General features: G+C 56.8%; 14 protein-coding genes. 2 read left to right on the forward strand and 12 right to left on the reverse strand.

Annotated elements, in window-relative coordinates; all coding sequences use genetic code 11:
* Positions 1-23: 23 nt before the first annotated feature.
* From AC2FF7_RS07110 to purC, 7 genes are all read right to left on the reverse strand, one after another.
* On the reverse strand, positions 24-2,810 hold the full coding sequence (locus tag AC2FF7_RS07110; protein ID WP_496905424.1) for an Rne/Rng family ribonuclease: 2,787 nt from the start codon (positions 2,808-2,810) through the stop codon (positions 24-26).
* A gap of 515 nt (positions 2,811-3,325) precedes the next feature.
* The gene (locus tag AC2FF7_RS07115) at positions 3,326-4,660 is read right to left on the reverse strand and encodes a sigma-54-dependent transcriptional regulator (protein ID WP_170354101.1); all 1,335 of its coding nucleotides are present in this window, start codon (positions 4,658-4,660) and stop codon (positions 3,326-3,328) included.
* Positions 4,661-4,672: 12 nt separating this feature from the next.
* Entirely contained in the window at positions 4,673-6,451 is a 1,779-nt protein-coding gene (locus tag AC2FF7_RS07120; RefSeq protein WP_496905425.1) for a sensor histidine kinase, read from the reverse strand.
* A 36-nt stretch (positions 6,452-6,487) separates the two neighbouring features.
* Positions 6,488-7,156 carry a phosphoribosylformylglycinamidine synthase subunit PurQ gene (gene purQ / locus AC2FF7_RS07125; protein ID WP_480865466.1) on the reverse strand — a complete coding sequence of 223 codons (669 nt, stop codon included), beginning with the start codon at positions 7,154-7,156 and terminating at the stop codon, positions 6,488-6,490.
* A 23-nt stretch (positions 7,157-7,179) separates the two neighbouring features.
* Positions 7,180-7,410 (reverse strand): phosphoribosylformylglycinamidine synthase subunit PurS, encoded by a 231-nt coding sequence (gene purS, locus AC2FF7_RS07130; protein ID WP_170374301.1) that lies wholly within the window; start codon positions 7,408-7,410, stop codon positions 7,180-7,182.
* A 113-nt stretch (positions 7,411-7,523) separates the two neighbouring features.
* Complete coding sequence (locus AC2FF7_RS07135; protein ID WP_496905426.1) at positions 7,524-8,183, reverse strand: MarC family protein; 660 nt, start codon at positions 8,181-8,183, stop codon at positions 7,524-7,526.
* Between the two features lie 128 nt (positions 8,184-8,311).
* On the reverse strand, positions 8,312-9,067 hold the full coding sequence (purC, locus tag AC2FF7_RS07140; protein ID WP_353389633.1) for a phosphoribosylaminoimidazolesuccinocarboxamide synthase: 756 nt from the start codon (positions 9,065-9,067) through the stop codon (positions 8,312-8,314).
* 185 nt (positions 9,068-9,252) lie between these two features.
* Here purC and AC2FF7_RS07145 point away from each other — a divergent pair, with 185 nt between their 5' ends.
* Positions 9,253-9,570: a DUF1476 domain-containing protein gene (locus AC2FF7_RS07145; protein ID WP_480865464.1), complete on the forward strand. Its 318-nt coding sequence runs from the start codon at positions 9,253-9,255 to the stop codon at positions 9,568-9,570.
* 117 nt (positions 9,571-9,687) lie between these two features.
* The gene (bmt, locus tag AC2FF7_RS07150; protein WP_480865462.1) at positions 9,688-10,701 is read left to right on the forward strand and encodes a betaine--homocysteine S-methyltransferase; all 1,014 of its coding nucleotides are present in this window, start codon (positions 9,688-9,690) and stop codon (positions 10,699-10,701) included.
* Between the two features lie 3 nt (positions 10,702-10,704).
* On the opposite strand, the gene AC2FF7_RS07155 is transcribed toward bmt, so the two are convergent.
* From AC2FF7_RS07155 to AC2FF7_RS07175, 5 genes are all read right to left on the reverse strand, one after another.
* Positions 10,705-11,481 carry an enoyl-CoA hydratase-related protein gene (locus AC2FF7_RS07155; protein ID WP_170354093.1) on the reverse strand — a complete coding sequence of 259 codons (777 nt, stop codon included), beginning with the start codon at positions 11,479-11,481 and terminating at the stop codon, positions 10,705-10,707.
* 75 nt (positions 11,482-11,556) lie between these two features.
* Positions 11,557-12,012 (reverse strand): cytochrome c-type biogenesis protein, encoded by a 456-nt coding sequence (locus AC2FF7_RS07160; protein ID WP_170751080.1) that lies wholly within the window; start codon positions 12,010-12,012, stop codon positions 11,557-11,559.
* The gene (locus AC2FF7_RS07165) at positions 12,009-13,973 is read right to left on the reverse strand and encodes a heme lyase CcmF/NrfE family subunit (protein ID WP_480865461.1); all 1,965 of its coding nucleotides are present in this window, start codon (positions 13,971-13,973) and stop codon (positions 12,009-12,011) included. Before AC2FF7_RS07165 ends, AC2FF7_RS07160 begins: the two co-directional genes overlap by 4 nt.
* Positions 13,974-14,048: 75 nt before the next feature.
* Positions 14,049-14,627: a holin family protein gene (locus AC2FF7_RS07170; protein WP_496905427.1), complete on the reverse strand. Its 579-nt coding sequence runs from the start codon at positions 14,625-14,627 to the stop codon at positions 14,049-14,051.
* Complete coding sequence (locus AC2FF7_RS07175) at positions 14,618-15,229, reverse strand: holin-associated N-acetylmuramidase (RefSeq protein ID WP_480865460.1); 612 nt, start codon at positions 15,227-15,229, stop codon at positions 14,618-14,620. The genes AC2FF7_RS07170 and AC2FF7_RS07175 overlap by 10 nt, the downstream gene beginning before the upstream one ends.
* Positions 15,230-15,322: the final 93 nt, after the last annotated feature.

The raw sequence follows: 15,322 nt of genomic DNA on the forward strand, positions 1-15,322 counted from the left end.
GGGTCTTTCGCCCGCCTTTTTGTTTATTGCCCCAGTGACCACCATCCGCGCCGCTTGGGCTTCGTAGGTTCTGCAGGTTCCTCGGCAACGACCTCAAGTACCGGCTCTTCTGTTACTGGTTCCGGTTCCGGCGCTACCTCCGGTTCCTGACTTTCCTCTGCGACTGCTGCTACAGGCTCTTCCGCCTCCGCCTCGGGTGACTCAGTGCTTTCAGCAACAATATCGTCAGCGAGTTCGACTTCATTCGATTCCGCTGGTGCAGCCGATTCCTTTACGGTTTCTTCGACCACTTCAGTTTGCACCTCAGCAGTCTCAACTGACTCGCCTTCGGCATCAACCGGTGTGGTTTCCTTCTTTTTACGACGTGGCGCTCGGCGGCGTTTAGGCTTAGCCTCTTCCTCGCCGCTTTCCGCCGGAACGGACTCTGCAGCGTCGGTTTCGTCTACTTCGACCGGTGCTTCTTCTCCAGTGGGCGCCTCTGCGGCCTCAACGTCATCTGCGCTCACCTCAGCCGTTTCGCCATTTCCATTGCCCTTCTTGCGGCGGCGGCGGCGGCGCTTGCGCTTGGGCTTGGCTTCTTCGTCTGTCTGAGGCGTTTCGTCTTCGACCTTTTCCTCTTCATCCGCGTCGACAAGATCCATCAGCGATGCATCTACGGAAACGACCGGCGCTGTCGCTTCGGGTACAATCCGGCTTGCAGTCTTGAACTTCTCCATCGAGAAATCCGGACTGACCAGATGGATATCCCCTTCCACACGAACTGAAAGACCATAGCGCGACTCGATTTGGGCGATATGCTCACGTTTCTGGTTCATCAGGAAATTCGCGATGCTGACGGGGCAGCGCACCAAAACCTCGCGCGAGCGGCGCCGCGTACCTTCTTCTTCGATCTGACGCAAAATGGTCAACGCCATGTTGTCGTCCGAACGGATCAGCCCAGTTCCATGACAGGATGGGCAAGGCTGCGTCGTTGCTTCCAGCATACCCGGGCGCAACCGCTGGCGACTCATCTCAAGCAGGCCGAAGCCGGAAATACGACCAACCTGAATGCGTGCCCGATCCGTTTTCAACTTATCCTTAAGGCGCTTTTCGACGGCCGAGTTATTCTTGCGCTCGTCCATGTCGATAAAGTCGATGACAATCAGACCGGCCAAGTCGCGCAGGCGCAACTGGCGCGCCACTTCTTCGGCCGCTTCGAGATTTGTCTTGAGCGCGGTTTCCTCGATCGAGCCTTCCTTGGTCGCCCGTCCCGAGTTGACGTCGATCGCTACCAATGCCTCAGTCACACCGATTACGATGTAGCCACCCGATTTCAACTGCACAGTCGGGTTGAACATCCCGGCCAGATAGCTTTCCACCTGATAACGCGCAAACAGCGGCAGAGCATCCTCGTACCGTTTCACGTTCTTGGCATGGGACGGCATGATCATCTTCATGAAGTCCTTGGCGATGCGGTACCCGCCCTCGCCTTCGACCAGCACCTCGTCGATATCGCGATTGTACAAATCGCGGATCGAGCGTTTGATCAGGTCGCCCTCTTCATAGATCTTGGCCGGCGCTATGGACTTGAGCGTCAACTCGCGGATCTGCTCCCACATACGCTGCAGGTATTCGTAGTCACGTTTGATCTCGGATTTGGTCCGTTTGGCCCCAGCGGTCCGAATGATCAGGCCGGCACCTGTCGGCACGTCAATATCGGCAGCGATCTCTTTCAGTTTCTTGCGGTCCGGCGCGTTAGTGATCTTGCGGCTGATACCGCCCCCCCGCGCTGTGTTTGGCATCAAGACGCAATAGCGACCGGCCAACGAGAGATACGTGGTCAGCGCTGCGCCCTTGTTGCCACGCTCTTCTTTGACGACCTGAACCAGCAAAACCTGCCGGACCTTGATCACCTCTTGGATTTTGTACCGGCGCGGGCGCGGCTTGCGCGGAGGGCGAATGTCTTCGCTATCATCCTCATCCGCAACAGATTCGATCGTGTCGTCTTTTGCGGTAGCATCCGCGCGGGCTTCGGTATCGTCCGGCTCATCGGAGTCAGCCTTGTTTTCAGCTTGCTCAGTGTCGGCATCCGCCGGCGCGTCTTCCGACGCAACAGCGTCGGCGTCGGGTTGAGCATCAACCTGACCCGCCTCGTCGGCGGAGGATGTTTCCAAGTCCTCTGTTTGGGTCTCTTCACCCGCCGAATCCGAGGCCACTTCTTCCTCTACAGTGGGGTCGGCACTTTCCGGTTCGTCTGCTGCTGCTACAGTTTCCGCATCCAGTGCTTCCACGTCGTCGAGCGGTTCCTCGACAGGAGTGTCCGCCACGTGATCCGCTGGGGAAGTCCCTTCGGGCACAGCCATCTCGGGTTGTTCGTCGCCCTCATCCAGATCAATCGTTTCCATACCCGAGGGTTCCGAAGACACCTCAAGCGTCTCGACTGCATCATCCGTTTTGACGTCGGCAGCCTTAATCCGCAACCGCGAACGGCGTTTCTTGGGCTTGGATTCTTCCGCCTCATCCCGAGCCCTCATGGCCTCGGCATAAGCGCGTTCTTCCTCCATCAGCGCTTCACGATCGGCAACTGGGATTTGGTAGTAGTCGGGATGAATTTCGGAAAACGCCAGAAAACCGTGCCGGTTTCCGCCGTAATCCACAAAAGCCGCCTGCAAAGACGGCTCAACCCGCGTTACTTTTGCTAGATAGATGTTGCCAGCAAGCTGGCGTTTGTTTTCGGACTCAAAATCGAACTCTTCGACCTTGTTTCCATCGACCACCACAACCCGAGTCTCCTCGGTGTGGGTGGCATCGATAAGCATTTTCTTAGCCATGTGTCCTTGGTGCACCGCGCCAAACGCGTTGTCCTGACCCGTCCAGGCGGACAGGCACTTTTGGGGAGGTGTCTTGTACGGGCGATTTCGGACGGCGCGCGGCAGGGTCTGGCACTGTGGCCCCCTGCCCGTATAGTCAATCGTTGCGCGCGCGTCATCGCGGTTCTTCTCCGACAGACGCGCCTTGACGCTGTCTGCCCATTATATTCCTTTCGCCCGCATCCACGGGCTCAGGCGTTCAACTGCCCCGGTTCGGGGCACAATCGGTCTGCGCGGCCTGTGTGGGATTAGGTCACCACCTGCGGCGTTGCAGCGAAACTCAAAGATTCGGGACTTTTGGGCACCAAAAACGGCCCGGCCCGTTCAGGTACAATAAAAGCAGTCCTGTGGAAAAGACAATGGGCAAACTGCAATCCCTGCACTTCTGACAACAGGGATCGCTTCATCTGGCCAAAAATATCTCGGGGGTGAATTGAGCTGAAGGCTCAAGAGGGGGCTGGCCCCCCTCTCTTCCGTCACAAGTAGTCCGAACGTTGCAGCCCGTATTTGGCCATCTTTTCGTTCAACGTTCGCCGCGGCAAACACAGCTCGTCCATCACAGACGCGATCGAGCCTTTATGACGGCGCATAGTATTGTCGATCAGCATCCGTTCGAACGCCTCAACATATTCCTTCAGGGGCTTGCCTTCCGTTGTCATGACGGGTTGCATTTCTTCATGATCCGACATGAGCAAAGAGGCAATCGTTCCAGAGCCGCGACGCGATTGCAAAACTGCGCGCTCGGCGATGTTGATCAGTTGTCGCACATTCCCCGGCCAAGGCGCCTGCAACAACTGCGCGGCCTCTTGTGCACTGACTTGCGGCGCATCACAGCCATATTCTTCGGCGAATTGTTCGCTCAGGCGGGTGAACAATGTCAGGATATCTTCGCCGCGCTGGCGCAGCGGCGGCATGGTGATACGCAACGCCGCCAGCCGATAGAACAAGTCCGGCCGCAGAACATCTTCAGAGGTCTTACCGGCTTCCTGAAGGTTCGAGATCGCGATAATCCGCGTCTCGGCAGGCGTACCCTGATCATTCATCACGCTCAGCAAGCGCGCTTGCAGCGTATCGCTTAGCGCTTCAACGTCTTCCAGAACCAAGGTACCGCCGCGCGCTTCTTCAACGGCAGGCAGTTGCGCGTCCTCGGGCATCATGGGGCCGAACAACCGTTTGGAAAGCGCCTCTTCTTCCAGGGCCGCACAAGAAATCAGAACGAATTTCTTACCGGCCCGACTGCCCACCGCATGCAGGGCGTGCGCCACCAAGGTCTTGCCGGTACCGGTTTCACCGTCGATCAGCACATGACCATCGGCCTGCCCCAGATCCAGAATATCCTCACGCAGGCGTTCCATGACCGGGCTGGCCCCGATCAGCTTGCTCATGATTTGCGTGCCATCCGACAGCTCTCGCCGCAGTGCCCGGTTGTCCAAGGTTAGGCGCCGAGCGTTACTGGCACGTTTAGCCAATTCCGACATCCGGTCGGGATTGAAGGGCTTTTCCAGAAAATCGAACGCGCCCACGCGCATGGCTTCCACAGCCATCGGCACATCCCCGTGCCCGGTAATCATGATCACCGGCAGCGTACTGTCCGCTCCCATGAGTTTTTTCAGCAACTGGATACCGTCCATTCCCGGCATCTTGATATCCGAAATAACGATCCCTGGATAATCCGGCCCCAGAACTTTGAGCGCATCTTCGGCGCTGGCAAACGTTTCCGTGTCATATCCTGACAGTGCCAGCCATTGACTGATTGACTGCCGCATATCCTGTTCGTCGTCCACAATGGCGATCTTCATGGCCTGTGCCATAGTCTTTCCCCGTTATTCCGCGGCCTCTAGGCCATCGCTTCCAAGTATAGGCAGCTGCATCTCGAACACCGCGCCCCCGTTGGGGCTGTTGCGGGCAGTCAGCCGTCCCCCATGGTCGTTCACGATCCCGGAGGAGATGGCAAGCCCCAGCCCGACGCCATCGCCCGGCTGCTTGGTGGTATAGAAAGGCTCGAACAGGTTTTCGATATCCTCGATTCCATGGCCATTGTCCCGCACCGTCAGCACCGCCATATCCCCTGCGGCCAGAATGATTTCTACATCCGGTTCAGATACTGATTTGGTGGCGTCCAGTGCATTACGCAAGAGGTTGACCATTACCTGCTCAATCCGCATTCGGTCCCCCAGTGCAAACACCGGTTCTTCGGGCAGAATCTGAGTGATCTTGACGTGTCGCTGACGCAATTGCGGCTCCATCATCGACAGGGCAGAAGCCAGCGCTTCGCCAAGATTTACAGGGGAAAACGCATCCGCGCCCTTCCGAGCATAGGATTTGAGCTGACGGGTTATCGCACCCATCCGCTCGATCAGTCCATCGATACGACCAAAGCTGGCCAGTGCTTCTTCCGGACGGTTCCTGCGCAGCAGCAGGCGCGCGCCTGCCAGGTAAGTTTTCATTGCAGCCAGAGGTTGATTAAGCTCGTGACTGACAGCGGCCGACATCTCGCCCAACGCGGCCAGTTTCGAGCTTTGCGCCAGCGTCTGTTCAGCAACTTCCAGCGTCTTTTCAACCCGTTCTCTCTCAGCGATTTCCCGCTGCAGGCGCGCATTCAATGCGCGAAGCTCTGCCGACTCGCGCTGAAACAGCGCCATGCGGAACGTCGCCCGGCGGCTGAGAGCGTAGAAAGCCAAAGCAAGAAGAATCGCAAACCCCATGATTTCCAGCGCAATTACACTGTTCACCTTTTCCCGGATGGACGAGTAAGTTGTGAAAGACGTGATCGTCCAACCACGGAACGGTATGCGTGAGTCCATACGCATAACAGCTTCGCCCTGCAGATAAGCATCCGGCGGCAGCGCGGTCCAATCAGCGGTTGCGCGGATCGCCCGCTCAATGGCGTTTTCGGGCGGTTGCCGCTGAATGGCAGTGCTTTCCTCCAATCCGCGCCACCGCGGTTCGGTCGACAGAATGACCGTACCCGTACTATCTACAACCATCACAGCATCAGAAATACCCGCCCAGGCGCGTTCGAATTTCTGCAAATCGACTTCAACGACGATGACGCCCAGAATATCTGCTCCAGAGTCCATGCGGCGCGAATAGACAAAACTGTATCCCCCCGCCTCATTCTCAATGACCGAAAAAATCGTGGCATTGGAACGAACAGCATCCACATAGTAAGGCGAGTTTCGATGCGCTTCGCCTAAGCGGTTCCTGTCGGTTGCAGCCACGGTCCGCCCGTCGCTGTCCAACAACATCAATGATGCGGCGCCGATCTCCTCGACAAACGAGATAAGGCGCTGAGTGGATAGGGTATAGTCGCTGGACTGAAGCGCCGATATCAGTGTCGGATCACGAGCCAGTAGTTGCGGAACAATCGCGTTCCGCCGCAGTTCGCTCAGCAAGTTTCCCGAATACAGCGCAAGGCGTACTTCGGCTCTGTTTCGGGTCGATTCAGTAAAACGATCCGTCAGCAAACGGTTGGTCACCCAAATCGTTCCAACGGTTGCAATCAAAAGGATCGAAACCGCGACACGCAGGCGCCACCCCAAAGGAGCGCCCCGGAACGGATTTTTGATAGAAGACCAGCCAGATTGGGTGTCGGAGCTCATGCCCGGAAACTACGCGGGCTTGAGTGCAACCTCAAGTCACGCCGGTGCTAAAACACCCGACAATGCGCGGAACAATGCCGTGCCGTCTGTGCCGCCGTGACCTTCGTCTGCAGCGCGCTCGGGGTGTGGCATCATGCCAAGAACGCGACGGTTTTCCGACAAGATGCCCGCGATATCGCCAACCGACCCATTGGGATTCTCGGTATAGGTGAACGCGATCCTGTCTTGATCACGAAGTGTGGACAGTGTTGCGTCATCGGCGAAATAGTTTCCATCATGGTGCGCAATCGGAATACCAATGACATCGCCGGCATTATAAGCGTTGGTGAAAGCACTGTCGCTGGTCTCTACCTTCAAGCCTACAGTCCGACAGATATATTTGAGCCCGGCATTGCGCAGCAAAGCGCCCGGAAGGATGCCGGTCTCGGTCAGGATTTGGAAGCCGTTACAAACACCAACCGCATAGCCACCGCGTTCAGTGTGTTCCACAACAGCTTTGCAGATCGGCGATTGCGCCGCGATAGCGCCACATCGCAGGTAGTCACCGTACGAGAAACCGCCGGGGACTCCGATGATATCGACGCCCTCAGGCAGAGACGCGTCTTTGTGCCAGACCATGTCGACCTGAAAACCGGCTTGTTCAAAAGCGACGGCCAAATCCCGGTCACAGTTGGAACCGGGGAATACGATGACTGCAGCGCGCATGGCGGGGCCTCCGGAGGTAAGGGTCAGACCAGTTCGATCTCGTAGCGTTCGATGACCGTATTGGCCAACAGCTTTTCGCACATCTCGGTTACGTCTGCCTCGGTTGCACCTTCGGCCAATTCAAGGTCAATCACCTTGCCCTGACGTACGCCTTCGACCTGGTCAAAGCCCATGGCACCCAATGCGTGACGCACGGCCTCGCCCTGTGGGTCGAGAACCCCATTCTTGAGCATCACATGCACACGTGCTTTCATTCCTGCAACTCCAGCTAAGGGCCAGCGGATACGGCCCGTTCCGTTGCGCGGGGGATAGCGCGCCTTTTGCCATTCGACAACCCTTGTCCGCACGCAGTTTGCCGCAGGCCGCGTCAGTTCTTGCCTGAAAGCCCGGGGTAATGGGCATCAATCGCGTTGAATGTCCCTGTCAGCACCATTTCAACGGCAACCGCGACAAGAATAATAGCCATGACCCGAGTGACCACATTTATCATCGTCGGCCCAAGAACGCGCGAAATCGGATCGGCGAACAACAAACCAAGCCCCACAATTGCGCAGGCTATAAGGACCGCTGAACCCAATGTTACAATCTCGGCCCCGTCTGGTAGGCTATGCGCAAACACGATGGTGGTTGCGATTGTACCGGGGCCAATAGTCAGGGGGATCGCCAAAGGCACAACGGCTATGTTGCTTTTCTTCGCCCCATCTTGCACGGCCTGCTGATCCCCCTTTGGCCGGTCCGATGCATTCAGCATAGACATGCCGACCCCGAGGATGATCAACCCGCCCGCAATACGAAATGACGGGATGTCGATCCCGAAAACGGCCAGAATTTCTTCGCCAATCAAAACGGCAATCAATGCGACAGCGACAACCGTGGCAGTCACGATCAGCGCGACCCGTTTGCGCTCGGGTGCCGTGTAGCCATCGGTCATACCCAGGAAAATCGGGATACCGTACAACGGGTTGAAAATCGCGAGCAAAGCCGCAAGAAATTTCAGAAAAACTGCCTGGTCAAATAGTTCAGCCATTTCACGCCTAGCTTACAATTACCTCGGCAGACAATGCGAGACAATCCATGGCACTGTCAAACGCCACCAACAAAAGAAAAAACGCCGCTTGACTAAGCGGCGTTTCGACTTGTCCTGAGGGCAGAGATTCAGTTGATCAGCGTCGGCTTGGTTACATTGCTTTTTGGCAAAACACCCAAACGACGGGCAACTTCGGAATAGGCATCTGTAAGATTGCCCAAATCTCTCCGAAACACATCTTTATCCAACTTTTGGCCACTTTCGATATCCCAAAGGCGACAGCTGTCAGGGCTGATTTCATCTGCAACGATCAAACGTTGATAATCGCCTTCGAAAACACGCCCGATCTCGATCTTGAAGTCGACCAGACGAATGCCAACGGCCAACATAATGCCGCTCATGAAATCATTTACGCGCAGCGCAAGGCTTAGAATATCGTCCATATCCTGCTGGCTGGCCCAGCCAAAAGCAGCGATGTGCTCTTCGGTCACCAGCGGATCACCCAGCGAGTCATCCTTATAGCAGTACTCGACGATGGGGCGCGGCAATTGAGTACCTTCGGCAATACCCAAACGTTTGGACATCGACCCTGCAGCATAGTTACGCACGATGACTTCTAGCGGCACGATTTCACAGCTGCGCACCAATTGCTCACGCATATTCAGGCGGCGAATAAAATGTGTGGGCACGCCGATCTGGTTCAGGCCGTTCATGAAATACTCGCTCAGGCGGTTGTTCAGCACGCCTTTACCGTCGATCACGTCCTTCTTTTCCGCATTGAATGCGGTCGCGTCGTCCTTGAAGTACTGAACGATCGTACCCGGTTCGGGACCTTCATACAGAATTTTGGCCTTGCCTTCGTAGATTTTCTTGCGACGCGCCATAAGCGACCCTTCCAGACTGTGAAGCGAGAGATTTCCCACTTTGTTGCGCCCTCATAGTCCAAGCCCCCCTTTCCCGCAAGTTCAGTAAGCCGAGGGCCTTTGACGCAGCGCAAATCCCTTGCGTCGAAGCCTTGCTATGGTCATATCTGCAAAAGACAAGATGTAATCCAAGGGGTCCCCAACCAATGACCACATTTGACGAACGCGAAAACGCCTTTGAAGCGAAGTTTGCCCATGACGAAGAAATGCAGTTCAAAGCACAAGCACGCTGCAACAAACTGCTGGGTCTTTGGGCCGCAGAAAAGTTGGGAAAAACCGGCGAAGAGGCTGAAGCTTATGCTAAAACTGTCGTGATCGCCGATATGGAAGAGGCAGGCCACGAAGACGTCGTCCGCAAAGTGTCGGGTGACTTGGGATCACTGTCGTCTGACGACGAAATCCGCGCCAAAATGACTGAACTTCTACCCGAAGCCAAATCGCAAATCCTGAGCGAGGCGAATTAACGCTCTGCCCTTGAACTCATGATCTTCATGAGTTTTATGAATTTGATTTGAAGCCCCGGTCATGAGACACGGGGCTTCTTATTTTTTTCGGCTCCGCCGACTTTTCGGGAACGCCCAATGACAAACGCGCTGACTGATCTTCTTGCCGCAAATGATGCCATCCTTGCCGACGGTGCAACCGGCACAAACTTGTTCAATATGGGATTGCAGTCCGGGGACGCACCAGAATTGTGGAATGTGGACGCGCCAGACAAGATACGGGCTTTGTATCAGGGATCAGTTGATGCGGGCAGCGACCTGTTTCTGACCAACACGTTCGGTGGTACGTCAGCACGGCTTAAATTGCACGACGCCCAGAACCGTGTGGGTGAATTGAACCGTATTGGCGCCGAGCTTGGTCGCGAAGTTGCTGACAAGGCGGGCCGGACGGTCGTTGTGGCTGGTTCGGTCGGTCCGACCGGTGAGATAATGGAACCTGTCGGAGCTCTGTCCCATGCCGGGGCGGTCGAAATGCTCCACGAACAAGCTGAAGCGTTGAAAGCGGGCGGCGCGGACGTCCTGTGGCTGGAAACGATCAGCGCCCCCGAGGAATTCCGCGCGGCGGCCGAGGCGTTTGCTCTTGCTGATATGCCTTGGTGTGGCACCATGAGCTTTGACACCGCCGGTCGCACCATGATGGGCGTCACGTCGGCCGACCTGGCGCAGCTGGTTGAGACCCTGCCAAACCCGCCCGTCGCCTTTGGTGCAAATTGCGGAACCGGCGCATCGGACATCCTGCGCACGGTTCTGGGTTTTGCCGCGCAAGGCACCGAACGTCCCGTGATCTCGAAAGGGAATGCGGGCATTCCTAAATATGTGAATGGGCATATCCATTACGACGGTACACCCGAACTGATGGCGCAATACGCCGCAATGGCGCGTGATGCGGGTGCGACGATTGTTGGCGGTTGTTGCGGTACGATGCCCGACCACCTGCGCAAAATGCGCGAGGCGTTGGATAGCACGCCCCGTGGAGCGCGCCCAACACTGGATCAGATCACTAATGCGCTGGGGCCGTTTTCGTCCGCCTCTGATGGCACCGGTGACGACGCGGTGCCAGAGCGCCGGACCCGCCGCCGCCGCCGCGCGTGAAGCTCAACGCCCTTCGAATTTCGGGGGGCGTTTTTGCATGAAGGCTACGACGCCCTCGGCAAAATCCCGAGACCGTCCGCATTCACCCTGAAGGTGGGCTTCGATCTCAAGCTGTTCACCCAGCGTCTTTTCGTAAGTCCCGCGGATCGCCTTTTTGATCGCGCCAAACCCAGCGGTCGGACCGCTGGCCAGATAGGCGGCTCGGCGTCGCCAATGGGCGTCGAAATCGGCATCCGGGACGGCCTCCCAGATCATGCCCCACTCATCGGCTTGCCGCGCGCTGATCTTGTCCGCAAACAGAGCGGCCCCCATCGCTTTGGCAAAGCCCATTTGGCGCGGGGTAAACCATGTCCCGCCAGCATCCGGCAACAAGCCGATCCGGGCAAAAGCCTGCAGGAAATAGGCGCTTTCCGTTGCAATCACTACATCCGCGCACAAGGCCATATTGCAACCAGCCCCCGCAGCCGGGCCGTTCACAGCGGCAATGGTGGGAACCGGACAGTTGTAGATCGTTTCGAGCATCGGCTCGTATTCATCCCGCAACGTGCGTTCGAGGTCGATTTTTCCTGTGGTCGAGGAATCGCCCAAGTCCTGTCCGGAACAGAACGCGGCCCCTGCCCCAGTAAGCACTACGGCGCGTGCATTGGCTGCCGCCTCTTTCATGGCATATGCAACTTCGGCCCGCATCTGGGCGGTCATCGCATTCATCTTGTCCGGTCGATTCAGGGTCACTACCGCCAAATCGTCCGAGATGTTCAGCAGCACGGTTTCATAATCCATCAGGTTCCCCCCCAAGCACTATTCTTGAGGACAAGCCTGACTTAATTCACAATCAAGGGAAAGACCGACCAAGGGTCAGTCCTTCAGAATTTGCTCTAACCGCTTCTTTTCAGCGTCGCTAAGCCCGTCAGTGTCCGCGGTCGCGTGCGCATCTGCGCGCTTTCGAAGGAAACTCCAACCCACCGCTGCAGCAATCAACAACATGATCGGTCCCGCAAGCCACAGCAGCAGGTTTGAACCAGTTATGGTAGGCTTCAACAGCACGTATTCCCCATAACGGTCTACAATGAAGCTGATTGCTTCTTCGTCGCTATCGCCCGCAACAAGCCGTTCCCGCAACAACAGGCGCAAATCCCGCGCCAGCCCGGCATTGCTTTCGTCAATACTTTCATTGCGACATACCAAACAGCGCAAACCGGTACTCAGGTCACGTGCACGTTGCTCCAAGACCGGATCGTCCAGTACCTCGTCTGGCTGCACGGCGTATAAAGGCGACGCGATAATCGCCAGGATCAGGATCAGGCGTTTCATTCTGCTGGCACTCCGCCTGTTGGGGCCTTGCGTGCGCCTGCAGCCACGCGGAACCTTCTGTCGGACAGGCTAAGGAACCCACCCAAAGCCATCAGGATACAACCACCCCAGATCCAGTTTGCCAGAGGCTTGATGTAGGTTCGCATCACCCAGCCTCCGTCAGCCTGCTGATCGCCGATCACAACGTACAGGTCCCCTAAGAACCGGTAGTCGATCGCCGCTTCGGTCGTTGGCATTCTGGCAACAGGATAGTCCCGTTTTTCCGGGTGCAACATACCCATGGGGCGGCCGTTCTTTTCCACCCGAACATCGGCGGTGGTCGAGAAGTAGTTGGGCCCTTGCACGCGGCGGACATCGTCCAGTGTCAGGGTGAATTGACCAACCTCAAAAGGCTGACCAGGCTGCGCCACTCGGATATCCTCAACCTCCCACGCGGTCAGACCGGCAATGGCAAACATGGTCACGCCAAGCCCGGTATGCGCAACGGCTTTGCCCCAATCGGCTCCGGGCAGCCGGAACAGGCGACTTAGGCTTCCGTTGCGGCCTGTACGGCTCCACAAATCAACCGCAGCGCCAAAAGTGACCCACGCCCCAAGGAACAGACCAATAGGGCCAAGCGCGCTACGCCCCGTTTGCATGACCCAGACCAGTATCGCCAAAGCCACGGCCAATACAAAGGCGTAGCGAAGCGAATACGCCGCCTTGCCAATCTTGCCGCGTTTCCACGGCATCATTGCGCCCACAGGTAGAACGATCCCCAAAACGATCATGAAGGGTGTAAAGGCCGCATTGAAAAACGGTGCCCCGACCGAGAGTTTCCGGTCAAAAGCCATCTCGGCCACCATCGGCCACATGGTCCCGAAGAACACCACAAAGCAACTGACAGCCAACAAAATATTATTCAGTACCAGTGCGCTTTCACGGCTGACCATGCCAAAGACGCCCTTGGCCTCCATCGCTTGCGCGCGTGCGGCAAACAGCGTCAGCGCACCACCGATGAAGATGACCAAAATGAACAGGATAAAAACGCCGCGTTCCGGGTCGTTGGCGAAGGCATGAACCGAGGTCAGCAAACCCGAGCGCACGATGAACGTGCCAATCAACGAGAACCCGAACGCGATGATCGCCAACAGGATCGTCCAGCTTTTCAGCGCCTCGCGTTTTTCGACAACGATGGCGGAATGCAGCAACGCAGCAGCCAGAAGCCAAGGCATGAACGACGCATTCTCGACGGGATCCCAGAACCAGAAACCACCCCAACCCAGTTCATAGTAGGCCCACCAAGACCCAAGCGCGATCCCAATAGTCAGAAAAACCCACGCGGCCAGTGTCCACGGGCGCACCCACCGACCCCACGCCGCGTCGACACGGCCTTCGATCAAGGCAGCAACGGCAAAGCTGAACGCCATGCTGAGACCCACGTAACCCAAGTACAAGAACGGAGGGTGGAACGCCAAACCGGGATCTTGCAGCAATGGGTTCAGGTCCCGCCCATCAAAGGGTGCAACAACAAGCCGGTCAAAGGGGTTCGATGTGAACAGGATAAAGGCATAGAACGCCACGCCAATCGCGGCTTGAACAGCCAGCACGCGCGCCTTCAGTGTAGGTGGCAAACCCGCCCCGAAAACCGCAGCCATCCCACCGAATATGGCCACGATATAAACCCACAACAACATGGACCCTTCATGGTTTCCCCATGTCCCGCTGATCTTGTAAAGCATTGGTTTAGCCGAATGACTGTTCTCGACCACGATGCGCAGCGAAAAATCCGAAGTGGCAAAGGCCCAAACCAGCGCACTGAAAGAAAACGTCATGAGCACCAATTGGGCTACCGCGGCGGTTTCCCCAAAAGTCATCCAACCCGTCCACCTTTTGGACGCGCCAACCAGCGGAATGACGGACTGCACGATCGCCACGAGAAAGGCGAGGATGAGGGCGTAGTGACCAAGCTCTGTAATCATGGCCCTGCATATAATCCTGTTGCACAGAAAGCACCAATAACTTTCGCGTCCTGAAGGCGCACATAGTGTCGCGGCTCATGCCGTGCGGGCGCGCCTCCAATCGTCCAGTGCCCGGTTTTCGTCAGGGTTCAGCGCGTGCTCGGCAAGGGTTACATCGGTCCCCGGATCAGCCGCGCCGACGGAATTCGCCCGCGTATGTCTGAGTTTCGCGATATTCTGCGCAACCACAGGCGCGCGCCGCACGGTCGCCGAAATCTCGCGTTGCCAGTCCTGCATTTTGGCTTGGTGCCGCGCGCCGAAATAGAACGAAACAATAACCCCCAAAAGCCACCACAGCGGTTCAGGAACAAGGGCGATGCCCTGCATCCGCGCCGCAAACCAAAGGGGGTCCACCATTGCCGCCACAAATAGCGCAAGCGTACCAAGCGCCAGAGCAGGACGCGGCAATCGGTTCAGGCCGTCCATAAAACGGTCGAAACCACCCTTGCGCGGCACAGTATATTCAGCACCGAACTGAACCATTGCCTGCTGTTGAAGCGACAGGTCGCGTTCGGCACCTTTTTCCGCATTTTCACGAAACACTTCGGCAGTTTCGCGAACAACATTCCTTCCGTCCCCAAAAAGGAACGACAAAAAACCCGAGATCAATCCCATCCCGCAACCCTCTGCTGAAATTCCGCATCGCTCAGGTGGTACCCCGGAGAGACAAATTCTTCTGCTCTGCGAATCCATCCACCCTTGTGTCCAGTTTGCGTGCGCGCGTATTTCCGCGAAGCAACGCGCCCATCGGCAATCCGGAAATAATAGTTCCGACGCGCCACACCATACGCGTCTCGCAGGGCAATCGGGTCGGGCAGCGCGGCAGTCTTGCTGGCCTTCGCAGTTTGTGGGCCGACAACACCGTCAACTGTGATCTTAAAATCCATTTTCCTCAGAAGATATTGAAGTATTTTAACCGCTTGCGCGCCTGCGTTGACATACATGTCAAAGACAGAAGGTTGCAGTACCTCTGGCAACATGCCCAGTCTTGGGCCCTTGAAATAGTGAGACACGAAAATATCTACAGCCTGCGTTTTTGAGAGACGCTTAACGTCTTGGCGTGTAATGAATCCATCGCCGGTCAAGTCCAGCCCCAAGCGCCGCATTGTGTGGATCGTGACACCGTATTTTGTCACTCCGCCCGGATCATCCGGGTCGTCTACAAAGCCACCTTCGCGCGATACGATATCAGTCGCGATCTCTTGAACCGTCTGCATTGAATCCTCCGCTTGAATTCGCACAAAGGCTGCAGTCTCTGGGTTAAGAGCGATCTACGAAAAAGGGCGCTGCTACCGCAACGCCCAATAACA

This window comes from Ruegeria sp. YTSC325, from assembly GCF_059609525.1.